The sequence below is a fragment of the Streptomyces sp. NBC_01515 genome, from assembly GCF_045040345.1.
Taxonomy (GTDB): Bacteria; Actinomycetota; Actinomycetes; order Streptomycetales; family Streptomycetaceae; genus Streptomyces.
This window is the reverse complement of sequence record NZ_CP109416.1, coordinates 2,254,309-2,280,882: the sequence shown is the minus strand read 5'-3', so window position 1 is coordinate 2,280,882 and position 26,574 is coordinate 2,254,309. Positions and strand designations below refer to the sequence as shown.

The following is a 26,574-nucleotide window of genomic DNA, read 5'->3' as shown; positions in this document are numbered from 1 at the left end:
GCCGGTCTTTACGGGTGAATTAACTCGCCAGTAACGTCAGTTGTGTGCTGACTCCGGTGAACCCCACTTCCCTAGACCGCACTTCGCCCCCGTCGCGCACCGACACCGGGCGAACCTTCGACCCCGCGCTCCCCGAAGGGGTCCGCATCCGCGTGCTGCGCGCGGTCTACGGTGATCCGCGCGCCGCCGCCGAACTCCTCCCGCGCCTGACCCCACGCCAGGCCGCGGGCCTCGACCCCCTCCCGACCGAACCGGCGTCCCTGGCACCGGAGTTGCTCACCCGGTACCGCCGGGAGATCCGTGCCCTGCCCGACGACACACGCCTGCTGTTGCTGCTCGCGGCGGCGGACCAGTACCCGGTCGCCACGCACGCCTTCCTGCGGGCCGTCGCGGCCGGGCGGCTCGACACACGGCCCCTCGAAGCCGCCGAGACGGCCGGGGTCGCGCACGCGACGGCCGGCGGGGTCGTCTTCCGCGACGCGTGGACGAGGATCGCCGCGTACGAGACCGGGTCACCGGCGGACCGGCGGGACGTCCACCGGTTGCTGGCACGGGTGTTGCGCGCCGAGGGTGAGACGCCACGACGTTCCTGGCACCGGGGTGCGGGAGCGCTCGGCCCCAGCGTCCGGCTCACCGCGGAACTCCGCACGGCCGCACAACAGGCACGCGACGCCGGCGAACACCCCTTCGCCTGCGCCCTCGTGGAACGCGCCGCCGCGCTCTCCAGCGACCCGCGTGAACAGTCCCGCCTCCTCAACCGAGCCGCCGGTGACGCCTGGCAGTCCGGGGAGGGGGATCGAGCGCGAAGACTCGCTGCCGCGACGGACAGCGATGCGTTGAACGGGGTGTTCGCGTTGCGGGCCGGTAACGCGGCCGAGGCGTTTGACGCTTTGTTGGTGGCGGTGGTGCGGGCGGGGACCAGTGTGGCGGATGGAGTGAGTTGTGGGGGAGGGGCTAAGGCGGATACGGCTTGGGGTATGGCGGGTCGGGCGGGCGCGGCGCTTGCGGAGGTGGCCCGAAGGGAGGCGGGGCTTGCGGAGACGGCGCTTGCTGAAGCGGCACGCCGGGAGGCGGCACGCGCCGACGGGGCGGTTGCGGAGGCGGCGCGTTCGGGTGCGGTGCCTGCGGGAGGGGCACGTACGGGAGTGGCGTCTGCCGACGGACCACGTACGGACGTAGCCCCTACGGAGGGTGCACGGGCGGCGTCGGCGTCGGCGCCTGAGTTTGCGGGCGCGGGCGCGGCGAAGTCCGTCGACTCCCTTACCGGTGCGCCTTCAGAGGCCGGAGCATCCCGAACGCCTCCCGCACTCCGGACCACCACAGGCCCCGGAACCATCGCCATGCCTCGAACGACCGTCGCGTCCCCAACAACCGCCGTACCCCCGACTCCCGCCGCATCCAGAACCACCCCCACCCCCCGAACTCCCGCCCCCGACCACGTAGTTCACCTCCTCGCCCGAGCCACCGAAGCCGCCGTCTATACCGGGGACCTGAGACGGTGCAGGGAGGCGGCGGCCGTCGCCTCCCGGGTCGGGATCGTGCCGCACGGGACGCTCGGGGGACTGGCCGCTGCCTTTGAGGGGCGGTACGAGGACGCGCGCGATCTGCTCAAGGCTGCCGCCGGGCGGTGTGGGCCCGGAGGGGACCCCACCCTCCTCATCCATGCCGGGATCGCCGCGTTGATGCTCGGTGATCACACCCGTGCCACCACCGCCACCGTGCGGGCGGCGGCCTCGGCGCGGGCGCGAGGTGCGAACGTGGTCGTCGCGCAGGCGATGGAATTTCGGGCTTACGCCGAGTTCTGGACCGGGCATCCGAAGGCCGCCGAGACGGCCACGGCCGATGCCCTGTGGCAGGCCCACGCCACCGGGCAGGACAACGGGGCCTGTCATCTGCAGGCCGCGCTCGCCATGTTCGCGGCGCTCACCGGGGACGCCGATGTCTGCCGGGAACGTGCCGCCGCCGCTCGTTCGTACGCCCTCGGCCGGGGGTTGGGGCTGCCCGCCGCTCTCGCCCAGTGGGCGCTCGCCTATCTCGACCTGAGCAGTGGCCGGTTCGCCGCCGCCGCGGCCCGGCTGCGTGCGCTCGCCGGGTTCGGGCCGGGGCACGGGCACCGGGCGATCCGGCACCTGGCCACCCCGCACTACGTCGAGGCCGCCGTCCGCAGCGGCGACACCCGTATCGCCCGTGCCGCACACGCCGACTACGACCGCTGGGCACGTGCCGTACGCAGCCCCGACGACCTTGCCCTGAGCGCCCGTTGCCGGGCTCTGCTCGCGCCCGGTGACGAAGCCGTCGAGCACTACCGCATCGCCCTCGACCTGCACGCGCGCGGCACCCGTGACTTCGAACGGGCCCGTACCGAGCTGCTGTTCGGCGGTGCGCTGCGTCGACTGCGTCGGCGTACCGAGGCCCGCGACCGGCTGCACACCTCGCTGGAGGCCTTCGAGTCCTTCGGCGCCCCGCACTGCGCCGCCCAGGCACGCGCCGAACTCCGCGCTCTGGGTACCCCGGTGGCCGCGACCGCCCTCCCCACACCGGGTGCGCTCGACCCGACCACCCGCCTGACCGCTCAGCAACTCATGGTCGCCCGCATGGCAGCCGACGGCGCCACCAACCGCGAGATCGCCGTCCGCCTCGCCCTCAGCCCGCGCACGATCGACCACCATCTGCGCGGCGTCTTCAGCCGGTTGGGCATCCGGTCGCGTATCGAACTGGTACGGCTGCTGGCGGAAGGAGAGGCCTCGTAGGCCGGACCCGGACCGCGTCGGACCGAGGTGGCGCCGTTTCCGCCGAGGCCGGGCCTTTGAGCCGGGCCGCGTGAGAGACGCGACGGGCGAGGCGGTGCTAGGCGGTGGGAGTCTGCCGAGCATGGGCCTTTGGGCCGCGCGGCCTGCGATTCGGGGCGCGGTCTCTCCTGAACCGGCCAAGCCACGCTGCGCAGCCGGGCGGGGTCTCCTCAACCGAGGTGTGCCCGACGCCAGTTGGTGGTGCTCACCGATGGTGTCTGCCAGGGGGCACGGTCCCCGACCCGCTCCCCGCATCGCTGCCGCCCCGAAGCCGAAGGGCATGCCCCCCGCCCGGCGGACCGACCGACCCTCCGGCTGTCCGCCGAACCGGACGGCCCCTAAACCGCGCCCCCACTCCAAGCAGCCGGAGCCTCCCGCCCCCCGAACCCCTCCGCATCCCACACCCCGTCGAGCCGCCCCGCCACCCAACTCGGCGCCGCAGCACGGAAGTCCGCCGGTGCCAGCGCCCCCGCCCCTTCGGGCAACGCTCCGAGCAGCGGTGCCCCCGCCACCTCCGGCAGGTCGGCCACATTGCAACGCGACGCCAGATCAGGTGAGTTGGGCCAGCTGCCGATCACCAAGCCCAGCAGATCAAGCCCCTGGGAACGGAGTTCACGGGCCGTCAGTTCCGTCGTGTTCAGGGTCCCGAGGCCCGCCGACGTCACCACCAGGACCGGGGCACCGAGCAGTCGCGCCGCGTCCGCCAGCGTGCCGCCCTCGTCGTCGAACCGTACGAGCAGCCCGCCCGCGCCCTCGACCAGCACCAGGTCGTGCTCGGTGGCCAACTTCTGGGCGGCTTCGGCGATTTCGTGCGGGCGTACCGGTGCCAGAGCGGCCCGGCGTGCGGCCGTGCCGGGGGCCAACGGCTCGGGGTACCGGGCGAGTTCGGTCGCCGTGACCGCGCCCGCGAGCCTGGCCACCTCGTCGGCGTCCCCGCGCTCGTCCGGCCGTAGACCCGTCTGGGCGGCCTTCAGGACGGCTACCGTGCGGCCGGCCGCGAGCGCCGCCGCTGCTACCGCGGCCGTGGTGATCGTCTTGCCGACCTCCGTGCCCGTGCCCGTGATCACCAGTACCGGCATGTCATCCCTCTCGTGCGGCCGCGCACACCGCGCGGGTGATCCGAGCCAGGTCGGCGTCGCCCGTGACGTACGGCGGCATCGTGTAGACGAGGTCGCGGAACGGCCGTAGCCACACGCCCTCGCGTACGGCCGCGTCCGTGGCGGCCTTCATGTCCACATCGTGGTCGAGCTGGACCACGCCGATGGCGCCGAGGACGCGGACGTCCCGGACGCCGGGGAGCTGGGCCGCCGGGGCCAGGCCCTCTCGCAGGCCCGTCTCGATGCGCTTGACCTCCGTCAACCAGTCCTGGTTCAGGAGGAGTTCGAGCGAGGCGCAGGCCACGGCCGCCGCCAGCGGGTTGCCCATGAAGGTCGGGCCGTGGGCGAGGACCGGAACCTCGCCCCGCGAGATGCCCTCGGCCACGCGTGACGTGCACAGCGTCGCCGCCATCGTCATGTAGCCGCCGGTCAGCGCCTTGCCCACGCACATCACGTCCGGCGTCACCGCCGCGTGCTCCGCCGCGAACAGCGCGCCCGTGCGGCCGAAACCCGTGGCGATCTCGTCGAACACCAGCAGCACGTCGTGCGCGTCGCACGCCTCGCGCAGCACCCGCAGATACGCGGGGGAGTGGAACCGCATCCCGCCCGCGCCCTGTACCACCGGCTCCACGATCACCGCGGCCAGTTCATGTGCGTGCCGCTCGATCGCCGAGCGCAGCTGGTCGGCGTACGACTCCTCGTACTCGGCGGGAGGCGCGTCCACGAACACCTGCTGGGGCAGCACTCCCGACCACAACTCGTGCATCCCGCCCTCGGGGTCGCACACCGACATCGGCTGCCAGGTGTCGCCGTGGTAGCCGCCGCGCCAGGTCAGCAGGCGCTGTTTCGCGGGGCGGCCGAGCGAGCGCCAGTACTGGAGACACATCTTCACCGCGACCTCGACCGACACCGAGCCCGAGTCGGCGAGGAAGACGTGTTCCAGGCCGTCGGGTGACATGTCGACAAGGAGCTTCGCCAGGCGTACGGCGGGCTCGTGGGTGAGCCCGCCGAACATGACGTGGCTCATCCGGCCGAGCTGCTCCTGCGCGGCCGCGTTGAGCACGGGGTGGTTGTAGCCGTGGATCGCCGACCACCAGGACGACATCCCGTCGACCAACTCGCCCCCGCCGCCCGCCAGTCGGAGCCGCACCCCGCTCGCCGACTCCACGACGAGCGGGTCGACACGGCCGGGCATCGGACCGTACGGATGCCAGACGTGCCGCCGGTCCAGTTCCAGCAGCTCCGGGACGGGCAGGTGGCCGATCGGGTCAGGCATTGGGCGCGATGTCCGTTCCGGCACCTCGACGGCGTACGGAGACCAGGTCCCGGCGGACCTCGTCGACCTGCGGCGCGGCAGCCGACGTAGACGTGGAAGCGGGAGCGGAACCGCAGACTCCGGCGCCCTCGTGCCCACCGCAGCCCCCACCGCACCCGGCGTCCTCGTGTGATCCGCAGCCGCCCGCCGTCGCCCGGTGCTCCGGCAGCGTCACCTCGCCCGCGCCCTCCACCTCGAAGCCCGCGTCCGCGATCATCTCCAGGTCGGCGTGGCCGGCCTGGCCCTCGCTGGTGAGGTAGTCGCCGAGGAAGATCGAGTTGGCGAGGTTCAGGGCGAGGGGCTGCATCGTGCGCAGGTGGACCTCGCGGCCGCCCGCGATACGGACCTCGACGTCCGGGCAGACGAAGCGGACCATCGCGAGGATGCGCAGACAGCGCTGCGGGGTGAGGTGCCACTCGGCGGCGAGCGGGGTGCCCTCCATCGGGATCAGGAAGTTGACCGGCACCGAGTCAGGGTCCAGCTCGCGCAGGGAGAAGACGACGTCGATCAGGTCCTCGTCGCTCTCGCCCATGCCGGCGATCAGGCCGGAGCAGGCGGACAGGCCGGCCGCGTGCGCCTTCTGCACGGTGTCGACCCGGTCGGCGTACGTGTGGGTGGTGGTGATGTCGCCGTACGTCGACTCGGACGTGTTGAGGTTGTGGTTGTAGGCGTCGGCGCCGGCCTCGCGCAGCCGGTCCGCCTGGCCGTCGGAGAGCAGGCCGAGGCAGGCGCACACCTCGACGCCCTCGTTCTGGTCCTTGATCGCCTTGATGGTGCCGGCGACCCGGTCCACGTCCCGGTCGGTCGGGCCCCGGCCGGAGGCGACCAGGCAGACGCGCTTGGCGCCTCCCGCCACACCGGCCGCCGCGGCCTTCGAGGCGGCGTCGGGTTTCAGCCACGTGTACTTCAGGATCTCGGCCTTGGAGCCGAGCCGCTGCGAGCAGTACGAGCAGTCCTCGGGGCACAGGCCGGACTTCAGGTTGACGAGGTAGTTGAGCTTCACCCGTCGGCCGAACCAGTGCCGGCGCACCTTTCCGGCCGCGGCCACGACATCCAGCAGGTCGTCGTCCGAGGTGGAGAGGACGGCGAGAGCTTCCGCGCGGGTCGGCAGCTCGCGCCGAAGCCCCTTGTCCACGAGCGTGTTCAGCAGGTCCATGAGATCCGATCCTGTCCTACGGGACCGCTTGCGGCCAAGGAGAGAATGCACAAGACATGGGGCTGGGCGTGTGGGTATCACCACACCATGGGTGGCTCGTCGTCCGATTAGTGTCTGTGCATTGCCTACAAAAGCCCGGAGGAACCATGGCGTTCGGCTGGATCGACGAGCAGGCGGAGCAGCGCCGTCGCGCCGGGCTCGTACGGACCCTGCGGCCCCGGCCCGCCGACTCGCCGCTCCTCGATCTCGCGAGCAACGACTACCTGGGTCTGGCCCATCACCCCGAGGTCGTCGAGGGGGCCGCCGACGCGGCGCGGACCTGGGGCGGGGGGTCGACCGGGTCGCGGCTCGTCACCGGTACGACCGAGCTGCATGCCCAACTGGAGCGCGAGCTGGCCGAGTTCACCGGGTTCGAGGCCGCCCTCGTCTTCTCCTCCGGCTACGCGGCCAACCTCGCCGCGGTCACCACACTCGCCCCGCACGGCTCGCTGATCGTCTCCGACGCGGGCAACCACGCCTCGCTCATCGACGGCTGCCGACTGGCCCGGGGCGCGACCCAGGTCGTAGGGCATGCCGATCCGGACGGGGTGCGCAAGGCGCTGCGGACGCACGACGGGCAGGCTGTCGTCGTGTCCGACTCGGTGTTCTCCGTGGACGGGGACGCGGCGCCGGTGGGGGCGCTCGCCGAGGCGTGCCGGGAGTTCGGGGCCGGGCTGCTGCTCGACGACGCGCACGGGCTCGGGGTGCTGGGCGAGGGCGGGCGCGGGGCGCCGTACGCGGCGGGGCTCGCGGGCAGCGAGGACGTGGTCGTGACGGTGACCCTGTCCAAGTCGCTGGGCAGTCAGGGCGGGGCCGTGCTCGGGCCGGCGCGGGTCATCGACCATCTGGTCAACGCGGCGCGGACGTTCATCTTCGACACGGGGCTCGCGCCCGCCGCCGCGGGTGCGGCGCTGGCGGCGCTCACCCTGCTGCGGCGCGAACCCGAGCGGGCCGCCCGGGCCCGCGCCGTGGCGAGTGAGCTGCACGCGCGGCTGACCGCGGCGGGTCTGGAAGCGGTACGTCCGGACGCCGCCGTGGTCTCGGTGCGTGCGCCGTCCCCGGAGGCGGCCGTGCAATGGGCGGCCGACTGCCGTACGGCAGGGCTGGCCGTGGGCTGCTTCCGTCCTCCTTCCGTGCCCGACGGCATCTCACGGCTCAGGCTGACCGCCCGAGCGGACCTCTCCGGGGCCGAGATCGAACGCGCTGTACGTGTGATCGGCGAGACGCGACCATGAGTCGGCGTGACACGGTCGTGCGTCGCTGACGGTCGGACAGATCAGTGGAACGTGGCGAGGAAGCCCGTCCAGCTCTCGGGGGAGAAGAGCAGGGCGGGTCCTTGCGGGTCCTTCGAGTCGCGTACGGCGAGCAGCCCCGCGCGGGGGCCTGAGCGCGGACGAGCCGCCTCGACGCAGTTGTTCGCTCCCGTGCTGTGGCTGCTGCGCAGCCACAGCACACCGGACAGTTCAGAACTGGAAGGTACGTTCCGAGGCAGTGCAGACATGGTGCCTCCTTACGCGCCGTCACCTATCCCGGCGATGTAATCCGACGAATCATCGGGCGAAAGGGCGTGGAACTGAAGGGTGCTGAAGGCCTCGCTGTAGGCCTCTAGGTCTTCTTTCCGTTCGAGGTAGAGGCTACTCGTCAAGTGGTCTAGAACAACCACGTCCAGATCAGAAGTGCTCGGAAAGGAGAAGATAACGAAAGGTCCGGTGATACCGATGTGTGCTCCTGCGGCGAACGGCAGTACCTGAAGCCTCACTTGGGGCAGCCTGGCCGCCTCCACGAGCCGGTCCAGCTGACGTGCCATCACGCCCGGCCCGCCGACCTCGCGCCGCAGCACCGCCTCGTCGAGGACCACGCTCAGCTCCAGCGGCGGATCCGCGCGCAGCACGTCCTGCCGGGCCAGCCGCACCTGTACCAGCGCGTCGAGCCGCTCGGGGCCGTCGTTGTCCGGGCCCCCTACGGCGGCCCGGGTCACCGCCCGGGCGTACTCGGGGGTCTGCAGCAGACCGGGGACCACCGAGGTCTCCAGGGTGCGGAGCGTGCTGGCCTGTGACTCCAGGCTGATGAAGTCCCGGTAGGCGGGCGGCAGTACACCGCGATAGGCGTGCCACCAGTGGTGCCGGCCGCCGCCGTCGTCGGAGCCGGCCAACACGAGGAGCATGTCCCGAAGTTGTGGGTCGCCGACCTGGTAGACGTCGAGGAGTAACCGGACGTCGGGCGGTTTCACGCCACTCGCGCCGGTCTCGATGCGGCTCACCTTCGACTGGTGCCAGCCGACCAACCGGGCCGCCTCACCGCTGGTGAGCCCCGCCTCCGCACGCAACGCGCGCAGTTCCGCGCCCAGTTTCCGGCGGCGCACCGCGGGACCGTACTGCATGGGTTTCTCCTTACTCCTTCCGAGCCGCCCAAATACGGTCTGGGGTCGCAGAGTTCACCGCTTCGAGCGACAGATATATGCATATCTTGGTGGATCGCCACCGTTACCGACGCGGTAATGGCAGTCTGGCGAAGAAGCACCAGTCCGGGACCGTACTCGAACCATCCGCTCCGTGTCGGACACCGGTCCCGCGGGAAAGGGACGACCGCGCCATGGCAGACCATCTGGAAGCATCCGTCACTCTGCCGAGCGATCCCGCCTCGGTCTCCACCGCCCGCACCTATGTCGTCGGGACCCTGGTGGAATGGGGACTTCCGGCGGACACGGAGGTCGCCGACACCATCCGCCTCATCGTCTCCGAACTCGCCACCAACGCCGTACAGCACACCTTCGGGCAGTCACCCACCTTCACGGTGGACATGGAGCTGGAGCGTGACGAACGGCTGCGCATCGGGGTCACCGACAGCCATCCCCGGTTCCCGAAACGCCTGCCGGCCGCCGTCCAGCAGGACAACGGCCGGGGCATGGTGATCATCCGCTGGCTGACCGCCGAGTGCGGCGGCAAACTCAAGGTCCGGCCCACCCTGGAGGGCGGCAAGACCGTCTCCATCGAGGTGCCCTGGACGGTACCGGCCCGGCCGGTGACCGCGGCGGGCCAGCAGGAGCCGTAGAGGACCGTGCCGAACGCCTCTGGACACCCGTGGGGGTGGCGGTCCGTCAGGAGACCGCCACCCCCACGGGAGTTCTCAGCGCAGGTCAGCTGACCCGGCCGTACCAGACGCTCTTGGTCCAGATCTTCTGCAGCCTCACCACGTCCCCGGTCTTCGGGGCGTGCCAGATCTTTCCCTTGCCGGCGTAGATGCCGACGTGGTAGACGCTGGAGCCCGAGTGGAAGAAGACGAGGTCCCCGGCCTTGCGGCTCTTGGCCGAGATGTGGTGGGACTTGTTGTACTGCTGGGCCGCCGTACGGGGCAGTTTCTTGCCTGCCTTCTTGTACGAGTACAGCGTGAGCCCGGAGCAGTCGAAGCGGCCCGGTCCGGTGGCCCCGTACCTGTACGGGGCGCCCTTCTTGGACGCCGCGACCTGGAGTGCCTTCGTCGCGGGTGTCGCGGCCGCGGCGTCGGATGCGACGCCCGGTATCACGACGGAGCCGCCCACGGCGGCGATGGCGAAGGCCGAGGCCGTACCGGCCCTGACCATCAGCGACGGGACACGATTGAGCGCAGTCATGCGCAACCCTTCGTCAGCCGCCTGTGAAAGATGACCTGTCGGATTCGGGCTGACAAAGTTGCCCGGCCGCTGACGCGGCTTCACCCCAAGGGCTGCTCGACCCGGTCATGGCGTGACCGTCCCGGCGACCCGTCGTGCTTGGGTCCTCCACTCCTGCCGATGCACTCCTGTCGACCTGTCATCCGGGTGGCGGCAGGACTCGGCGTCCGCCCGGATCGCCCCGCCGCTGCGGCGGGGTCTTGTCGTCAGACAGGGATCTTCACCTATGAATGTCCGAAAAGCCCAACGGAACCGGGGATTTGTGGGGTTACTCACCACTCACCCGTTCGGGTGGACAGCCCCGTGTTCGAAGGGGTGTCGAGGGGTGCCAGGCCCTCGGACCAGCATCGGAACACTTCATGCGGCCCTCGGGCTACGCGTGTTGCGCAACCCGGACGGCCGTATGGACGGAGCGGCGACTACTCCGATCGGGGGTACGCCGTTCGGCTCGTTTCGCCCCCGGCCGGGACGGCTCAGGGTCCGTCAACTGTCGGAGGGCGCGGGGATGGTGACGCGAGCCGTGCGGCGCTCCCCGTCCAGCACGCGCAGCGCCCGCGCGAGTGTGGGGGCGTGCAGCTCGGTCTCGCCCCGCTGGTGCATCAGCGCCAGCGCGTCCCGCAGCTCGGCGGCCTTGGCCACGAGCGCCTGGGCGGCCCTCAGCCCACGGTACGTGTCACCGTCGTGCGCCGGGTTGATACGGCCGAGCAGGTCGGCCACATCCAGGTAACGGTCGATCAACTCGCCCTCGGCGCGCGTCAGCGCGGGCAGCGGAGGCAGTTCCGGCGGCAGCATCGTCGGCTCACTCCCCGCCCGGCTCGGTGAGCGAGGTCTTGCGGGTCGACACGATCCGGTCCACCAACCCGTATTCCAGGGCCTGTTGGGCATCCATGATCCGGTCCCGCTCGATGTCCGCGCTCACCTGCGCCACCGTCCGGCCCGTGTGCAGGGCGAGCAGTTCCTCCAGTTGGACCCGCGTGCGCGCCAACTCCTCGGCCTGGATGGCGAGATCACTCGCCTGACCCTGAATCGGCTCGGGGAACGAGGGCTGGTGGATCACCACCCGCGCCCCCGGCAGCGCCGACCGCTTGCCCGGCGTGCCCGCCGCCAGCAGCACGGCCGCGGAGGTGCCGGCCTGGCCGAGGCAGACCGTCTCCACGTCACACGTGACGAACCGCAACGTGTCGTAGATCGCCGACATCGCGGTGAAGGATCCGCCGGGCGAGTTGATGTACAGCGAGATGTCCCGGTCCGGTGCCTGGTATTCGAGGTGCATGAACTGGGCCATCACGTCGTTCGCCGAGATGTCGTCGATCGGCGTCCCGAGGAACACGATCCGCTCCTCCAGCAGCTTCGAGTACGGGTCGAGGGTCCGGTGCCCGGCGCTGGTGCGCTCGGTGAACTCGGGCAGGACGTGGCGGGCGGACGGTCGGGTCATGGGTACCCCTCCTTCGGCATCTGTAAGAAATGTACAGGACGTACATCGCGTTATGATGGGGGTATGGCCTACGAGATTCCGGTGACGCAAGCCAGGGCTGAGCTCGCCGACCTGATCAACCGGGTGGTGTACGGCGGGGAGCGTGTCGTCGTGACGCGGCACGGCAAGCCCCTTGTCGCGCTGGTCTCCGCCGCGGACCTGGAGCGACTCGAAGAACTCGACAAGCTCGACGTGGTCGCGGAGGAGCAGGTGATCAGCTCTGTCTCGCGTGTACGTGAGGTCGCGTCCGCTCCCCGCGAACACCGGCGGTTCGGTATCGCGGCCGAACACCGGGGCTCGAATCCCTCGTAGCGGGAGGTCGCGCGAGGGGTCGTGTGCGGGGTCGTGTGCGGGGCCGCTCTACGGGCGTAGATGTGATTGTCCTGATCACAGCTCGGTTAACTTGCTTGAAACGCCGTCCAACTAGCCTGCCGATCCACGCCACCAGGGACTTTGCCCGGGGGCTGCGGCAGCCGGACCCCGCACGGTCCGGAGCGAGGACTGTGAGGTGGGACGTGCAACTGACCCCGCACGAGCAAGAGAGGCTGCTCATCCATGTGGCGGCCGACGTGGCCGAGAAGCGCCGGGCCCGTGGTCTGAAGCTGAACCACCCCGAGGCCGTCGCCCTCATCACGTCGCACATCCTCGAAGGCGCCCGTGACGGCCGGACCGTCGCCGAGCTGATGTCCTCCGGGCGCAAGCTGCTCACCAGGGACGACGTCATGGTGGGCATCCCCGAGATGATCCACGACGTACAGGTCGAGGCGACCTTCCCGGACGGCACCAAGCTCGTCACCGTCCACGACCCGATCGTGTAGGAGGCCTCGATGATTCCCGGCGAGATCCTGTTCGCGGACGACCCGATCGTCTACAACGCGGGCCGCGAGGTCACACGGATGACCGTCCTCAACGCCGCCGACCGGCCCGTCCAGGTCGGCTCCCACTACCACTTCGCCGAGGCCAACCCCGGCCTTGAGTTCGACCGCGTGGCCGCGCGCGGGCAGCGGCTCAACGTCGCCGCCGGTACGGCCGTGCGCTTCGAGCCGGGCATCCCCGTCGACGTCGAACTCGTCCCCCTCGCGGGCGCCCGGATCGTGCCCGGACTGCGCGGGGAGACCGGAGGTGCCCTCGATGCCTGAGATCTCCCGCGCCGCGTACGCGGACCTGTTCGGGCCGACCACCGGCGACCGCATCCGGCTCGCCGACACCGATCTGCTGATCGAGATCGAGGAGGACCGCAGCGGCGGTCCCGGACTCGCCGGTGACGAGGCCGTGTTCGGCGGCGGCAAGGTCATCCGCGAGTCCATGGGCCAGGCGCGTGCCACGCGTGCGGAGGGCACCCCCGACACCGTCATCACCGGCGCCGTGATCATCGACCACTGGGGCATCGTCAAGGCCGACGTCGGCATCCGCGACGGCCGCATCACCGGCATCGGCAAGGCCGGCAACCCCGACACCATGGACGGCATCCACCCCGACCTGGTGATCGGCCCCGAGACCGAGGTCATCGCCGGCAACGGACGCATCCTCACCGCCGGTGCCGTCGACGCGCACGTCCACTTCATCTGCCCGCAGATCGCCGACGAGGCGCTCTCCGCCGGGGTCACCACGCTGGTCGGCGGCGGCACCGGACCGGCCGAGGGCTCCAAGGCGACCACGGTCACCCCCGGCCCCTGGCATCTGGCCCGGATGATGGCGGCGATGGAGCAGTACCCGCTCAACATCGGCTTCCTCGGCAAGGGCAACACCGTCTCGCACGACGCGATGATGTCCCAGATCCGAGGGGGAGCGCTGGGACTGAAGCTGCATGAGGACTGGGGCTCGACTCCCGCCGTCATCGACGCCTCGCTCACCGTCGCCGACCGTACGGGCGTCCAAGTCGCCATCCACACCGACACGTTGAACGAGGCCGGGTTCGTCGGCGACACCCTCGCCGCGATCGCCGGACGCGGCATCCACGCGTACCACACCGAGGGTGCGGGCGGCGGGCACGCGCCGGACATCATGACCGTGGTCTCCGAGCCGCACGTGCTGCCCAGCTCCACCAACCCGACCCGGCCCTACACCGTCAACACCGCCGAGGAACACCTCGACATGCTGATGGTCTGCCACCACCTCAACCCGGCGGTGCCCGAGGACCTGGCGTTCGCCGAGTCCCGCATCCGCCCGTCGACGATCGGCGCGGAGGACATCCTCCACGACCTCGGCGCCATCTCGATCATCTCCTCCGACGCGCAGGCGATGGGGCGCGTGGGCGAGGTGATCCTGCGGACCTGGCAGACGGCGCACGTGATGAAGCGGCGGCGGGGTGCGCTGCCGGGAGACGGCCGTGCCGACAACCATCGCGTACGGCGTTATGTCGCCAAGTACACGATCAACCCCGCCCTCGCGCAGGGCCTCGCCCGCGAGATCGGCTCCGTCGAGACCGGCAAGCTCGCCGACCTCGTGCTGTGGGAGCCGCCGTTCTTCGGCGTCAAGCCGCACCTCGTCATCAAGGGCGGACAGATCGCGTACGCGCAGATGGGCGACGCCAACGCGTCCATCCCCACCCCTCAACCCATCCTGCCCCGGCCGATGTTCGGGGCGATCGGACGGGCGCCGGCCGCCAACTCCTTCAACTTCGTCGCCCAGTTGGCGATCGAGGACGGGCTTCCCGAGCGGCTCGATCTCGGGAAGAAGTTCGTCGCCATCGAGTCCACGCGGGGGGTCACCAAGGCCGACATGCGGGAGAACGACGCCCGGCCTCGCGTCCAGGTCGATCCCGACAGCTTCGCCGTGCACATCGACGGGGAGTTGGTCGAGGCGACTCCAGCGGCGGAACTGCCCATGGCTCAGCGGTACTTCCTCTTCTGATGTCCAGGGGAGCACTGCTGGTGCTGGCCGACGGCCGCTTTCCCGCCGGGGGGCACGCGCACTCCGGCGGGGCGGAGGCCGCCGTCAAGGCCGGGCGCGTCACCGGGGCTGCGAGCCTTGGCGAGTTCTGCCGGGGGCGGTTGCACACGGCCGGGCTTGTGTCCGCCGCGTTGGCCGCCGCGGCCGTACTCGGCGCCGATCCCGGGGAGTTGGACCTCGCTGCGGATGCGCGGACCCCGTCGCCCGCGTTGCGACTGGCCTCGCGGAAGCTGGGGCGGCAGTTGATGCGGGCCGCCCGGGCCACCTGGCCGTCCGCCGAACTCGACGCCCTGGCAAGGGAGTTCCCCAAGGGAGCGCATCAGCCGGTGGTGTTGGGGCTGGTGGCTCGGTCGGCCGGGCTGGGTCCGGAGGACGCGGCGTACTGCGCGGCCTACGAGAGTGTGAGTGGGCCGGCGTCCGCGACGGTGCGGTTGCTGAGCCTGAATCCCTTCGACGCCACGGCTGTACTGGCACGGTTGGCGCCGGAGTTGGACCTAGTCGTCGATCGGGCGGTGGAGGCGGCCCGGGGTGTGCTCGACGCGGGGGTCGACGTGCTGCCGTGTGTTTCTGCGCCCTTGCTGGAGATCGGGGCGGAGGCGCATGCGGCTTGGGCTGTGCGGTTGTTCGCGTCGTAGGGGGTTTTCTCGCCCCCGCCGCCCCTACCCGTCCCATTCCCAGGGGCTCCGCCCCTTCGACCCCGTCAGGGGGCTCCGCCCCCTGAACCCCCGATCGGCCTGAACGGCCTCGTCCTCAAACGCCGGACGGGCTGATTGGTCCCCCCTCGCCGACAAGGACCCGTAGGAAACCAGAAGGAGCCGCCCCATGCACCTCGACCACACCCACGACGGCCCCGCCGCCGTCAGTGCCGACGCTCGTCGTGCCGACGGCACTCGCCGTGCCCTGCGCATCGGGCTCGGTGGGCCTGTCGGATCGGGCAAGACCGCCACCGTCGCCGCGCTCTGCCGGACCCTGCGCGACGAACTCTCGCTCGCTGTCGTCACCAACGACATCTACACCCGCGAGGACGCCGAATTCCTGCTGCGGGAGGCCGTGTTGCCGCCCGAGCGGATCACCGCCGTGGAGACCGGGGCGTGTCCGCACACCGCTATTCGGGACGATATTTCCGCCAACCTCGAAGCTGTCGAGGATCTGGAGGACGAGGTCGGGCCGCTGGACCTGATCCTGGTCGAGTCGGGTGGGGACAATCTCACCGCCACCTTCTCCAAGGGGCTTGTCGACGCGCAGATCTTCGTCATCGACGTGGCCGGCGGGGACGACATTCCGCGCAAGGGCGGGCCCGGTGTCACCACCGCCGATCTGCTCGTCGTCAACAAGACCGACCTCGCGCCCTACGTCGGGTCCGATCTCGGGCGGATGGCTGCCGATGCCAAGGCTCAGCGGGCCGAACTGCCCGTTGTCTTCCAGTCGTTGAGGAGCGAGGCCGGGGTTGCCGACGTCGCCGGCTGGGTGCGGGAGCGGCTTGCCGCGTGGGTCGCGTGATCGTGAGCGGGGTGCGGGCCACCGCGCGGATCGTGGCCCGGGAGGACGGGCGGGGCGGTACCGCGCTGCCCGTGCTGGAAGGGGACGGGCCGCTTGCCTTGCGGCGGACCCGGGGGAGCGGGGCCGAGGCTCAGGTCATGCTCGTCGGGGCCATGAGCGGGCCGCTCGGCGGGGATCACTTCGCCGTCGAGGCGGGCGTCGAGCGTGGGGCCCGGTTGCGGGTCGGGTCCGCTGCCGCCACCATCGCGCTGCCCGGGCAGGCGAAGGGGGATTCCCGGTACGACGTTCGGCTCAGCGTCGCCGAGGACGGTGAACTGCACTGGTTGCCCGAGCAGTTGATCTCCGTGCGCGGTAGTGACTTGCGGGTTGCGACGCGCGTTGACCTTGCCGACTCCGCTCGGCTCGTGCTGCGCGAGGAGCAGGTGCTCGGGCGGGTCGGGGAGGAGCCCGGGCGGCTCACCAGTCGGCTCACGCTGCGTATCGCCGGACGGACCGTCCTGGACCAGGAGTTGGCCTGCGGCCCCGGAGCACCCGGCGGTTGGGACGGGCCCGCCGTGCTCGGAGGACATCGCGCTGTGGGGCAACTCCTCGTCGTACGGCCGGAGTTCACCCGGAAGCCGGTCGCGGCGCGCATGCTGGGGGAGTGTGCGAGCCTCGTGCCGCTCGCCGGGCCCGCTGTGCTGGTGAGTGCGATCGCCTCCGACGCGCTGCGGCTGCGGCGGGTGCTGGACGAGGCGATGTCGATCCTCGGGTGAGTATCCGCTGAGCGGTACGGGTGTTTCCGCTTATCGGATTGGTAAAGAAGGTCAACAGACCCTGTTCTCAGGTGGCTCACAGCCGCGAGGATCCTCCGAGACCATTTCGCAACGATGTACGGGGAGGGGCCCACTTGAGGCACAACAGACCGAAGAGCCGGGTGCTGGCGTTCGGTTCGGCCGGGTTCGCGGCGGCGGCACTGATAGCCGGTGCCGTGGTGGCACCCGCGGCCAACGCGCAGACCGGCCAGACGGCAGGACACGGGCAGGACCGCGCCGCCGCCCAGGGCGCCGCGCTCACCGCCGCCCGCGCCGCCAAGGCCGGGATCAACTGGCAGGACTGCCCCACCGACTGGGGATTCGCCAAGCCGGTCCAGTGCGGGTGGGTCACCGTGCCGATCGATTACACCAAGCCGAACGGCAAGAAGATCAAGCTCGCCGTCGACCGTGCGGTCAGCACCGGGACCGCGGCGGAGCGCCAGGGCGCGCTCGTCTACAACCCCGGCGGTCCCGGTGGTTCCGGCATGCGCTTCCCGCTCCGGGTCACCACCAAGAACCCGCTGTGGGTCAACACGTCCAAGGCGTACGACTTCGTGGGCTTCGACCCGCGCGGTGTCGGCCACTCGGCGCCCATCTCCTGCATCGATCCGCAGGAGTTCGTGAAGGCGCCCAAGGCGGACCCGGTACCGGACAGCACCGCCGACAAGAACGCCCAGCGCAAGCTGGCCCGTGAGTACGCCGACGGCTGTGCCGAGCGCACCGGCCGCACCATGCTCGCGCAGATGACCACGCCGAACACCGCGCGCGACCTCGACGTCATCCGCGCCGCCCTCGGCGAGAAGAAGCTCAACTACCTGGGCGTCTCCTACGGCACCTACCTCGGCGCGGTCTACGGCACCCTGTTCCCGTCCCACCTCCGCCGCATGATCGTCGACAGCGTCGTCAACCCGGCGCAGGACAACATCTGGTACGAGGCCAACCTGGGCCAGGACGTCGCCTTCGAGGGCCGCTGGAAGGACTGGGAGGACTGGGTCGCCAAGAACGACGCGGCCTTCCACCTCGGCACCACGCGCGCCGCCGTCCAGGCCAAGTGGCTCGAACTGCGCGCCACCGCCAAGAAGAACCCCCTCGGCGGGGTCGTCGGTCCGGCCGAGCTGCTCGGCTTCTTCCAGGGTGCCCCGTACTACGACTCCTCGTGGGTGCCGGTCGCCACCGCGTTCAGCAAGTACGTCGCCGGTGACCCCCAGCCGCTGATCGACGCGGCCTCGCCCGACCTGTCGGACACCGCGGGCAACATCTCCTCGGAGAACGGCAACGCCGTCTACACGGCCGTCGAGTGCACCGACGCCAAGTGGCCGACCAGCTGGGCGAAGTGGGACAAGGACAACACGGCGCTCAACAAGCAGTACCCGTTCCTGACGTGGGCCAACGCCTGGATGAACCTGCCGTGCGCCACGTGGCCGGTCAAGCAGCAGTCCCCGGTCGAGGTCAAGACCGGCAAGGGCTTGCCGCCCGTCCTCATCGTGCAGTCGCAGCGCGACGCCGCCACGCCGTACGCCGGCGCCGTCGACCTGCACAAGCGCTTCAAGGGCTCCCGGCTCATCACCGAGAAGGACGCCGGTTCGCACGGTGTGACCGGTCTGGTCAACCCCTGCATCAACTCCCGTGTCGACGCCTACCTGTTGACCGGCAAGCTCGACGCCGCCGACTTCACGTGCACCCCGCACGCGACGCCGGTGCCGTAAGCGGCACGTCGTAAGTAGCACGTCGTAGAAAGTAGTTGTACGTGGTGAGGGGCGGCCGGTTCAGAACCGGCCGCCCCTCACGCACATCGACTCAAGGTTCCCGGGGTCTCAACTCAGCGGCAGGCGCGGGAACTTGCGTTCCTTCGCCGCGGCCGCCTCTTCCGCCTTGGCGACCGCCGCGTACTGGTCGACGTACTCCTGCTCGGAGAGCATGAGGATCGCGTACATGATCTCGTCGGTGATGGCGCGCAGGATCGCCTTCTCGTTCTCCATGCCTTCGTAGCGGGAGAAGTCGAGGGGCTTGCCGAAGCGGATCGTCACGGGGTGGACCTTGGGGATGACCTTGCCGGGCGGCTGGGCCTCGAAGGTGCCGATCATCGCGCAGGGGATGACGGGGACCTGGGCCGTCAGGGCCATGACCGCTACGCCGACCTTGCCCTTGTAGAGGCGGCCGTCGTGGGAGCGGGTGCCCTCCGGGTAGATGCCGAGCAGCTCGTCCTTGCTCAGGACGCCGAGGCCCTCGCGGATCGCGGCCTGGCCCGCCTCCTTGCCGGAGCGGTCGACCGGGATCTGGCCCGCGCTGCGGAAGAAGGTCGCGGTGAGGCGGCCCCTGATGCCGGGGCCGGTGAAGTACTCGGCCTTGGCCAGGAAGGTGATGCGGCGCTTGAGGACCGCCGGCATCAGGAAGTGGTCGGCGAAGGAGAGGTGGTTGCCCGCGATGATCGCCGCGCCCGACTCCGGGATGTTGTCCAGGCCCTCTATTCGGGGCCTGAAGACCAGCCTGAGCAACGGCCCCAGAATGACGTATTTCAGGAGGAAGTAGAACATTGACTTCCTCCACACCCTGTCTTCCCTGGTCAGAGCAATAATTCAAATCTGCCCGTACTCACGGGGTCGAATCGGGGTCGAATCGAGTGCATCGGCCGTTCCACGGACCGGTGCCCTCCCACGCCACGATGGGTAGCCTCGAACTGAAAACGAGTCTTGCACAACAGGGCCGGGTCGGGTCAAGTCCCCGTGACCTGGCGAACGTTACTCCGGCGGGCCGGCGGTCAGGGGAGCGAAGATGGATCCGAAGGTGTTGACCTTGACGCCCTGGACAGCTACCGGAGGGTGCGCGTAGGTGTCCCACGTCTCGTTGAAGTTTGCGTGACGGGAGAGCGCCTGTACGGTCTTGGGGTCGAACTCGCCCGAGGCGCCGAGACGCGTCGTATAGACTTGCCCTACCGCCTGGACGAGCTGCACCTGGACACGTCGGCGGTGAGCACTGTCCTGGCGTTGTGGGGCGCCGGCTGGTTCGCCGGCCAACTGCTCTGCGGCTGGCTGGCGGACCGGATCGGCCGCCGGGCCACTCTCGCGGGTGCCATGGCGGTGGCCGCAGCGGGATTTCCTCTGCTCGCCGAGGCCCGCACCCCGATGGCCCTCGGTATTGCGGCTGCTCTCTCCGGTCTCGTCTACGACGCACCACGCCCGATCCTGACCGCGGTCGTCGCCGACACCGTCCCGGACGGATCGGGTCGCGCACGCATTACGGGCTGGCGGCACTTCGCCGTCAACCTGGGGGCCGCGACCACCGGCCTTGTCGGCGGGGCCCTGGCTGAGCCGGTCGGTATCCCGGTGCTGTTCTGGTGCAACGCACTGGTGTGTGCCGTCTTCGCCGTCGTCGTCCTGCGGGTCCTCCCGCCGTCCGCCCCGGCACAGGTCCTCGGGCGAAAAGGACACCGGGAGGCCTTCACCGACCCCCTGCTGTGGCTCCTGTGGCTGGCCAGCCTTCTGACCTTGGTCCCGGTCGCTGCCCTGTTCTCCGTGCTCCCGATGATGATGGCCCAGGACGGTCTCCCGCCCACGGCCTACGGGTGGACCCAGGCCGCCAGCGCCGCCGCGGTGATCGGGCTGTCCCCCCTCCTCAACCCCTGGCTCGCACGCCGAGCCAAGCGCCCCGCCCCCATGGTGGGCCTGCTCGGCATGAGTGGGATCATCCTCGGCGCGGGCATGGGCTCCGCAGGACTGGTCTCCTCGGCGGCCGGCTACAGCGCCGCCGCAGCGCTGTCCGTGCCGGGAGAGATCGTTGCCTTCGTCGCCGCGACCGACATCCTCAACAGGATCACGCCGCCGACGAGCCGGGGCGTGTACGCGGGCCTCTGGGGCACCACGCTCGCGACCGCAGTTCTCTGCGCTCCCGCCCTCGGCGGATGGGCCCTGGCCCACGGCGGCCACCACCTTGTCGCCCTGACACTCCTGACGACCGGACTGCTCGGCGCGGCCCTCTGTCTTCCGTTGGCCGCGCTCCTTCACCGCCCATCACGGGCGTGCGCATGACGGACATCGCGACCGCCGAGCACGGCGCCGGCCCACGCCACCACCTCGCGGCTCGTCATGAGCCACGGGCCGATCGTCCGAGCCCCCCTCGCCGCCACAGGTCTGCCGTGAACGCATTGGCGCCCTGCACCGCGGCGAACAGGACGGGCCAGGCACACCTGCCGTCACATCCCACCGCCAGACAAGGAGAACACCGCACGATGCGACACACGCCCGGATCCCGGCGCCAGCACCATCTGACCCTGCTCGCCGTCAGCGCCAGCACGGCCGCCACCCTCACGGCATGCGGCTCGGACCCAGACAAGGCCGATGCCCCCGCAACGACCGCGAGCCTGACCCCCACCGGAGCGGTCACGCGCACCGGAGCGGCCAGGATCGTCGACCACTACGAAGAGATCGACGCACAGGGCGAGGCGAAGGTTCTCGGCGTCGAGTACCGGATGGTGGCTTCGCGATGAGCGCGCCGCACCGGACGAGCCGGGCCGGCGGACACCCCCTGACGAACCTTCGGTTCACCGCCACACTCCACGACGACGGATGGCTGTGCGAGCGCGACGCGCGCTTCACGCACTTCCTCGCCCAGCGACTCGCCGACGTGGAGGCGACCGGCTGCCTCGCCGAGAGAAAGCTCGCGGCGGGAGTACTCGACCTGTACACCGAGTGGCACCACAAACGCGAACTCGCCGCGTCCAGCCACCTCGACCACGCCGACGCGGAGGCCGACGCGATGGGCTGGGCGCTGCGTTGCCTGGCCCACAGCGCGTGGCAGAACACCTCCGGATGGGAGCCGGCCTTCCATCCCGCTGCCACGGCGCCCCTCTCACCCACTGCCTACGCCCCGGCACGCCGGCCATGACCCTGCTCGACGGCACGCGGACGTCCGCCGGCAGATCGGTCCCCGTGGTCGGGTACCGCGACATCCTGCGTGTGCCCTACGCGGCACAGCTTCTGGGCGGGTCGCTCATCGGGCGACTGCCCACCGGGATGGCCCCGCTGGCGATCCTCCTGCGCACCGATCACGGTGGCGAGGGCGGAACGCCAACTGGCCTGTTTGCCGCGGTGTACCTGGTGGCCAACGCCGTCGGAGGCCCTCTCAGCGCGCGCCTGGTCGATCGCTACGGCCAGCGGCACGTGCTCACCGCGGGTGCTGCCCTGAGCAGCGCGGCCTTCGTCACCATGGCTGCCTGCCCCGGGGAGGTCCGGTGGACAGCCGCCACCGTGACGGTTGCGGGAGCAGCCCGGCCCCCGCTGGACGCAGCGCTCAGAACCCTGTGGGGCGCGTGGGGGATGATGCCGTCGCCCGCCCATCAACGGGTGGCGCTGGCCCTGGACTCCGGGACCCAGGAGATCGTGTACGTCCTCGGCCCGCTGCTGGTGGCCGCGATCGTCACGGCGACGTCTGCCTCCTGGGCGCTCGTGGCCACTGCGGCCGTCGGCGCCCTGGGCGCCGCCCTGTTCGTGAGCACCCCGGCCTCCGGTGAGCATGGCGCCAACTCCGCGCCCACACAGCGCAATTGGCGCGGGCCGATCCACTCGCGGCCCCTTCGGGCGCTGTACGTGGCGATGGCGTGTGTCGGAGTCACCATCGGGGCTCTTACGCCCCTGGCCGTGGAGGCGGCCGATCGGTTCGGTGCCCCCGGACTCTCCGGAGGCCTGCCCGCAGCCCTGTCCTGCGGCGCCTTCCTGGGCGGCCTCGTCTACGGCGCCCGAACCTGGCGGGGCACCACCGCCGACCACTTGATCATCCTGTCCGCCGGATTCGTAGCCGGCTGGATCCCCCTGACCGTTGCAGGAAGCCCCGCAACCGTTCTGTCCTGCGCAGTGATCCCCGGGCTGGCCATGGCCCCCCTGCTCAGCGCTGGCTTCGTCACCACCAGCACCTTCGCCCCACCGGGGCACGCCACCCAGGCCCACGCCCTGCTGGTCGCCTTCCTCGACATCGGGTGCGCGATCGGCACCGCCGCGGCAGGCCTCACCCACACCCAGCTCCTCCTCTCGGCCGGAGCAGCTGCCGCGGCACTGATCCTCGCCACCACCCGACGGCGCCTCACCCCGGCGCGCCCGCACTCCCTGCCTCTCACCTCTGATCTCGAAGCGGAAAAGGAGCCCCAACGGTGAGCCCATTCCTGATCACCCGCACCCTGCCCGAGGAGGCCACCGATGCCGCCCTGCGCGCCGACGTCCTGCGCGGCCTCACCCGCACCCCGAAAACACTGCCGCCCAAGTGGTTCTACGACGCACACGGCAGCGAATTGTTCGAGAAGATCAACGACCTGGCCGAGTACTACCCCGCGCGCGCCGAACGCGAATTGTTGATCGCCCACTCCGCCGACATCGCCGCCGCAACCGGCGCGCGTACCCTGATCGAACTGGGCTCCGGCTCCTCCGAGAAGACGCGGCACTTGCTGGACGCCATGCCCCACCTGCACACCTACGTGCCGGTCGACGTCAGCGCGAGCGCCCTCACCCAGGCGGGACACACGCTGGTCGAGCACCGTCCCGGCCTCAACGTCCATGCCCTGATTGCCGACTTCACCACCGGCCTGGCCCTGCCCGGCACACCCGGGCCACGGCTCTTCGCCTTCCTGGGAAGCACGATCGGCAACCTCCTGCCCCGCGAACGCGCCACGTTCCTGTCCTCCATACAGTCCTTGCTCGCGCCCGGCGACGCCCTCCTGCTCGGCATCGACCTCGTCAAGGACGAGCAGGCACTCATCGCCGCCTACGACGACGCCACCGGCGTGACGGCGGCGTTCAACAAGAACGTCCTCAGCGTGATCAACCGCGCACTGAACGCCGATTTCGATCTCGACGCCTTCGAGCACGTAGTCCGGTGGAACGCGGCCAACGAGCGGATCGAGATGCGGCTGCGCGCCCGCACGAACCAGACCGTCAAGATCCCCGCAATCGGCCTGACCGTCGACTTCGCAGCGGGCGAGGAGCTACGGACCGAAGTGTCGGCCAAGTTCCGCGAACCGGTCCTCCGCCGCGAACTCGCCCTGCGGGGAATGGAGTTGATGCGCTGGTGGACCGCCGGACCGCTCTACGGCCTCGCGCTCGCCCGACCATCTGCCCCACCGACCGCGGCCCAACTGGACACGTCGCGCCGGCTTTGGGCCCATGACAGCTCGTCATGAACCCGTCGCCGACGCAATCGAAGCCGGAGTCCGTACGCCGCCCTTTTCTTTCCCACGACACTGGAGACTCGGCATGAGCTACCACAATTCCCCGGGGTCCCGCCCGATTCTGCTCTTGGGCGCCGGAGCGCCCGAATACCGAGAGTTTCTCCTGCGCCAGATCGCTCGCGCCCGCCCTGTGGTGCTCGTGGACCAGGACCCGCCCAAGTGGGCCCACCCCTACGTGGCCGCCGAGGCAGCCGTTGACCTGCGTGACCCCGAGGCTGCGGAGGCCTTCATACGGGATGCGGTCATCGAGTTCGGCGCGGTCGGCGTGACCACCTACATGGAGCACTTCGTCGAACTCACGGCCAGGATCACCCACCACCTCGGTCTTCCGGGCAACTCCCCGGCGTCGGCTACCGCCTGCCGTGACAAGGCCATCACGAGGCGCCTCCTGTCCGAGCACTATGTTCCCTCGGCGCGCTCCTATCTGGCGGAGGACGCCGACCAAGCGGTGGAGATCGGCCGTGGGCTGGGATACCCCGTGATCGTCAAGCCGCGAGGCCGGGCGGGAAGCGCGGGGGTCCTGCGGGCCGACAGCGACGGGGATGTACGCGCGGCGTTCCACCGTGCCTTGGTCGACAGCGTCCTGGGACTGGAGGACTGGTCCGTGCCCGGCGTCCTGGTCGAGGAGTACCTACGCGGACCCGAAATCAGTGCGGAGACCGTCGTCCTCGGCCCCGAGCAGGTGCAGATCGTCGCGGTCACCCGCAAGACCCTCGGCCCCGAACCACAGTTCCAGGAGATCGCCCACATCGTAGATGCAGGGGACCCACTACTCACCGACCCCGTCCTCGCCGACGTCGTGACCGCGGCAGTCCAGGCTCTCGGACTGACCTGGGGCGTGCTGCACGTCGAACTGCGGCTGACGGCGACCGGTCCCCGGGTGATCGAGGTCAACGGCCGGCCCGCGGGAGACCTCATCCCGCTTCTCGTCGAGCGGGCGACCGGCGTCAACCTGCCCCAGGCACTGGCAGCCCTCGCCGCCGGCGAAAAGCCCGACCTGGCCCCGACCCGCGCGGAGGCCGCCGCGATCGGCTTCCTCTACCCCCAGCACGCCGGCAACATCCAGCGGCTCGACGTGCTCGGTTCTGTACGCGACCAGCTGTGGCTGGAACGGCTTGTCTGGACGCGCGACGTCGGTACGCAGGTTGCCGCGCCACCGCACGCCAGCATCGACGACCGCCTCGCCCACTGGGTCGTCACCGGCTCCACGGCCGCAGAGTGCGCGAAACGCCTGGACCTGGTCGCCAACCACCTCACGGCTCGCATCAACCGCCCCGCACACACAACGAGTTGCACACGGTGAGCCGTACTCCCGCACATGTTCCGATCTCCGCTGGAGGCTGCCCAATAGCCAACGCACGTGCTGCAGCACCGGCAACGCCACCCCGAGCGGCGGGGACGACGGCTGTCGCGGTCATCGCCCCGCAAGCCGGCTCCGGTTACGCCGACGCACTGAAGCGCCGGGGACGGGACGCGGTCGCGGTCACCCTGGGCTTCGGTACAAGACCCCCTGCCTACAGCGGAGTTGGGGCGCAAGAGGCGTACACCGAGGTCGTCGAGCACGCCGGCGACCTCCGCCACACCGTCAAGAAGCTGCGCACAGCCGGAGTCGACGCCGTGGTGGCCGCAAGCCCGGCAGGCGTGGAGCTGGCTGAGCGGATCGCCTGGCAACTCCGTCTCCCCGGCAGCGGGATCCCCGGGTCGGCACTCCTACGAACAGACCGCGGCGTACAGGCAGAAACCCTGTGCCACGCCGGGATCACCGCGGCTTACACTCTCCGCACCTCCAGTCTGGCCGAGGCTCTTGCCTGGACCGACTGCCATCAGCCCTCTGCCTACCAGCTGACCTCCGCCGCGATCGGAGCGCCCGTGGGACCCGTCGTGTGCTCCACCAAGCAGCAGATCGCAGCCGCCTGGCCGCAGCTCCAAGAGGCCGCCTACCGTCACAGCGCGGACACCGCCCTCGTCCTTCAGGAACAAGTGGACGGGCGGCAGTACCTGGTCGAAAGCGTCACGCGGCTCGACCCGGACGGTCCTCAGCACACTGCTACCGGCATCTGGTCGTACGCCCACGCTCCGACAGGGGTACTCGACCGAGCGGACCTACTGCACCGACACGACCTACTGGCCCGCCGACTGACCCTGTACGCGCTCAGCGCCCTGGACACCCTGGCCGTGACCTGGGGCCCGATGCAATGCCACGTCGCGTTCGACCCCGAGCGCGGCCCGGTCCTGCTCTCCGCCAACGTTGTCACCAACCGATCACATGCCGATGAGACCGTCTGGAAGATCTCCGGCCACGACCCCATCGACGCAAGCCTGCAAGGATCCTCCGCCACCCGCTGGAACAGCAACGACACCCGCGGAAGTCGGGTGGCTCGCATCTACGTCAATGCTCCCCACGGGTGTGCGGCGGAACTGGAACTGCTGCGAGCCCTGGCCGGACTGCCCACAGCAGCCTGCATAGACGTGGACCCGGGCTCGTTCATCTCCAGGAGCGCGCCGACCGTGCCCGGCGGGGAGGCCAGCGAGATCGTCCTTGCGCACACGGTGCCCGGGACGGTCGAGAAGGACTACCACCGCATCCAGGTCCTGATGACAGACCTTCACAAGGCCCAACATCGGTGACGGCCCCTTCTCCAGAACCGGAACCAACCCC

The 26,574-nt window shown here is 70.5% G+C and carries 27 protein-coding genes and 1 riboswitch; of the genes, 18 read left to right on the top strand and 9 right to left on the bottom strand.

Annotation, left to right across the window (positions count from 1 at the left end; genetic code table 11):
- Window positions 1-56: 56 nt before the first annotated feature.
- Window positions 57-2,750: a LuxR C-terminal-related transcriptional regulator gene (locus tag OG407_RS10060; protein WP_405857022.1), complete on the top strand. Its 2,694-nt coding sequence runs from the start codon at window positions 57-59 to the stop codon at window positions 2,748-2,750.
- Window positions 2,751-3,127: 377 nt separating this feature from the next.
- Here the strand turns inward: OG407_RS10060 and bioD are convergent, their stop codons facing one another.
- The 3 genes from bioD to bioB are packed head-to-tail and all read right to left on the bottom strand — an operon-like array spanning window position 3,128 to window position 6,357.
- Window positions 3,128-3,868, bottom strand: coding sequence for a dethiobiotin synthase (gene bioD / locus OG407_RS10055; protein WP_405857020.1), 741 nt, complete (start codon window positions 3,866-3,868; stop codon window positions 3,128-3,130).
- 1 nt (window position 3,869) lies between these two features.
- On the bottom strand, window positions 3,870-5,162 hold the full coding sequence (locus OG407_RS10050) for an adenosylmethionine--8-amino-7-oxononanoate transaminase (RefSeq protein ID WP_405857018.1): 1,293 nt from the start codon (window positions 5,160-5,162) through the stop codon (window positions 3,870-3,872).
- Window positions 5,155-6,357 carry a biotin synthase BioB gene (gene bioB, locus OG407_RS10045; protein WP_405857016.1) on the bottom strand — a complete coding sequence of 401 codons (1,203 nt, stop codon included), beginning with the start codon at window positions 6,355-6,357 and terminating at the stop codon, window positions 5,155-5,157. Before bioB ends, OG407_RS10050 begins: the two co-directional genes overlap by 8 nt.
- Before the next feature lie 146 nt (window positions 6,358-6,503).
- Between bioB and OG407_RS10040 the strand changes: the two genes are divergently transcribed.
- Window positions 6,504-7,631 (top strand): 8-amino-7-oxononanoate synthase, encoded by a 1,128-nt coding sequence (locus OG407_RS10040; protein WP_405857014.1) that lies wholly within the window; start codon window positions 6,504-6,506, stop codon window positions 7,629-7,631.
- 41 nt (window positions 7,632-7,672) lie between these two features.
- Here the strand turns inward: OG407_RS10040 and OG407_RS10035 are convergent, their stop codons facing one another.
- Together OG407_RS10035 and OG407_RS10030 are read right to left on the bottom strand one after the other, a co-directional pair.
- A complete protein-coding gene (locus OG407_RS10035) occupies window positions 7,673-7,897 on the bottom strand; it encodes a DUF397 domain-containing protein (protein WP_405857012.1) in 225 nt (74 codons plus the stop codon).
- A 9-nt stretch (window positions 7,898-7,906) separates the two neighbouring features.
- The gene (locus OG407_RS10030; RefSeq protein WP_405857010.1) at window positions 7,907-8,776 is read right to left on the bottom strand and encodes a helix-turn-helix domain-containing protein; all 870 of its coding nucleotides are present in this window, start codon (window positions 8,774-8,776) and stop codon (window positions 7,907-7,909) included.
- A gap of 212 nt (window positions 8,777-8,988) precedes the next feature.
- Between OG407_RS10030 and OG407_RS10025 the strand changes: the two genes are divergently transcribed.
- Window positions 8,989-9,447, top strand: coding sequence for an ATP-binding protein (locus tag OG407_RS10025; RefSeq protein ID WP_403593814.1), 459 nt, complete (start codon window positions 8,989-8,991; stop codon window positions 9,445-9,447).
- A gap of 85 nt (window positions 9,448-9,532) precedes the next feature.
- Here OG407_RS10025 and OG407_RS10020 read toward each other — a convergent pair whose 3' ends face one another.
- From OG407_RS10020 to OG407_RS10010, 3 genes are all read right to left on the bottom strand, one after another.
- A complete protein-coding gene (locus tag OG407_RS10020; protein ID WP_019059527.1) occupies window positions 9,533-10,006 on the bottom strand; it encodes a C40 family peptidase in 474 nt (157 codons plus the stop codon).
- 3 nt (window positions 10,007-10,009) lie between these two features.
- Window positions 10,010-10,221, bottom strand: a riboswitch (cyclic di-AMP (ydaO/yuaA leader).
- Between the two features lie 307 nt (window positions 10,222-10,528).
- Window positions 10,529-10,837 carry a hypothetical protein gene (locus OG407_RS10015; protein WP_266766684.1) on the bottom strand — a complete coding sequence of 103 codons (309 nt, stop codon included), beginning with the start codon at window positions 10,835-10,837 and terminating at the stop codon, window positions 10,529-10,531.
- A 7-nt stretch (window positions 10,838-10,844) separates the two neighbouring features.
- On the bottom strand, window positions 10,845-11,480 hold the full coding sequence (locus OG407_RS10010; protein ID WP_405857007.1) for an ATP-dependent Clp protease proteolytic subunit: 636 nt from the start codon (window positions 11,478-11,480) through the stop codon (window positions 10,845-10,847).
- A gap of 63 nt (window positions 11,481-11,543) precedes the next feature.
- Between OG407_RS10010 and OG407_RS10005 the strand changes: the two genes are divergently transcribed.
- The 8 genes from OG407_RS10005 (at window position 11,544) to OG407_RS09970 (ending at window position 18,411) form a co-directional block, all read left to right on the top strand.
- Entirely contained in the window at window positions 11,544-11,831 is a 288-nt protein-coding gene (locus OG407_RS10005; protein WP_405857005.1) for a type II toxin-antitoxin system Phd/YefM family antitoxin, read from the top strand.
- A 203-nt stretch (window positions 11,832-12,034) separates the two neighbouring features.
- On the top strand, window positions 12,035-12,337 hold the full coding sequence (locus tag OG407_RS10000) for an urease subunit gamma (RefSeq protein WP_019059531.1): 303 nt from the start codon (window positions 12,035-12,037) through the stop codon (window positions 12,335-12,337).
- A 9-nt stretch (window positions 12,338-12,346) separates the two neighbouring features.
- Window positions 12,347-12,658: an urease subunit beta gene (locus OG407_RS09995; protein WP_327405694.1), complete on the top strand. Its 312-nt coding sequence runs from the start codon at window positions 12,347-12,349 to the stop codon at window positions 12,656-12,658.
- A complete protein-coding gene (locus OG407_RS09990; protein ID WP_405857003.1) occupies window positions 12,651-14,372 on the top strand; it encodes an urease subunit alpha in 1,722 nt (573 codons plus the stop codon). Before OG407_RS09995 ends, OG407_RS09990 begins: the two co-directional genes overlap by 8 nt.
- The gene (locus OG407_RS09985; protein WP_405857001.1) at window positions 14,372-15,046 is read left to right on the top strand and encodes an urease accessory protein UreF; all 675 of its coding nucleotides are present in this window, start codon (window positions 14,372-14,374) and stop codon (window positions 15,044-15,046) included. The genes OG407_RS09990 and OG407_RS09985 overlap by 1 nt, the downstream gene beginning before the upstream one ends.
- A 187-nt stretch (window positions 15,047-15,233) precedes the next feature.
- On the top strand, window positions 15,234-15,911 hold the full coding sequence (gene ureG / locus OG407_RS09980; RefSeq protein WP_403593670.1) for an urease accessory protein UreG: 678 nt from the start codon (window positions 15,234-15,236) through the stop codon (window positions 15,909-15,911).
- The gene (locus OG407_RS09975; RefSeq protein ID WP_405856999.1) at window positions 15,899-16,666 is read left to right on the top strand and encodes an urease accessory protein UreD; all 768 of its coding nucleotides are present in this window, start codon (window positions 15,899-15,901) and stop codon (window positions 16,664-16,666) included. The genes ureG and OG407_RS09975 overlap by 13 nt, the downstream gene beginning before the upstream one ends.
- 134 nt (window positions 16,667-16,800) lie before the next feature.
- On the top strand, window positions 16,801-18,411 hold the full coding sequence (locus OG407_RS09970; protein WP_405856997.1) for an alpha/beta hydrolase: 1,611 nt from the start codon (window positions 16,801-16,803) through the stop codon (window positions 18,409-18,411).
- A gap of 108 nt (window positions 18,412-18,519) precedes the next feature.
- Here OG407_RS09970 and OG407_RS09965 read toward each other — a convergent pair whose 3' ends face one another.
- Window positions 18,520-19,239 (bottom strand): lysophospholipid acyltransferase family protein, encoded by a 720-nt coding sequence (locus tag OG407_RS09965; protein ID WP_405856995.1) that lies wholly within the window; start codon window positions 19,237-19,239, stop codon window positions 18,520-18,522.
- Between the two features lie 390 nt (window positions 19,240-19,629).
- On the opposite strand from OG407_RS09965, the gene OG407_RS09960 reads away from it, so the two are divergent.
- The 7 genes from OG407_RS09960 to OG407_RS09930 all read left to right on the top strand — a co-directional run bounded on the left by OG407_RS09960 (window position 19,630) and on the right by OG407_RS09930 (window position 26,543).
- Entirely contained in the window at window positions 19,630-20,730 is a 1,101-nt protein-coding gene (locus OG407_RS09960) for an MFS transporter (RefSeq protein WP_405856994.1), read from the top strand.
- A 200-nt stretch (window positions 20,731-20,930) separates the two neighbouring features.
- Window positions 20,931-21,188: a hypothetical protein gene (locus tag OG407_RS09955; protein ID WP_405856992.1), complete on the top strand. Its 258-nt coding sequence runs from the start codon at window positions 20,931-20,933 to the stop codon at window positions 21,186-21,188.
- Window positions 21,185-21,586 carry a hypothetical protein gene (locus OG407_RS09950; protein WP_405856990.1) on the top strand — a complete coding sequence of 134 codons (402 nt, stop codon included), beginning with the start codon at window positions 21,185-21,187 and terminating at the stop codon, window positions 21,584-21,586. Before OG407_RS09955 ends, OG407_RS09950 begins: the two co-directional genes overlap by 4 nt.
- Window positions 21,583-22,848, top strand: a complete 1,266-nt coding sequence (locus tag OG407_RS09945; protein ID WP_405856988.1) for an MFS transporter — start codon at window positions 21,583-21,585, stop codon at window positions 22,846-22,848. The genes OG407_RS09950 and OG407_RS09945 overlap by 4 nt, the downstream gene beginning before the upstream one ends.
- Entirely contained in the window at window positions 22,845-23,867 is a 1,023-nt protein-coding gene (egtD, locus tag OG407_RS09940) for an L-histidine N(alpha)-methyltransferase (protein WP_405856986.1), read from the top strand. The genes OG407_RS09945 and egtD overlap by 4 nt, the downstream gene beginning before the upstream one ends.
- Before the next feature lie 73 nt (window positions 23,868-23,940).
- A complete protein-coding gene (locus OG407_RS09935) occupies window positions 23,941-25,218 on the top strand; it encodes an ATP-grasp domain-containing protein (protein ID WP_405856984.1) in 1,278 nt (425 codons plus the stop codon).
- The gene (locus OG407_RS09930; RefSeq protein ID WP_405856983.1) at window positions 25,215-26,543 is read left to right on the top strand and encodes a hypothetical protein; all 1,329 of its coding nucleotides are present in this window, start codon (window positions 25,215-25,217) and stop codon (window positions 26,541-26,543) included. Before OG407_RS09935 ends, OG407_RS09930 begins: the two co-directional genes overlap by 4 nt.
- Window positions 26,544-26,574 lie beyond the last annotated feature (31 nt).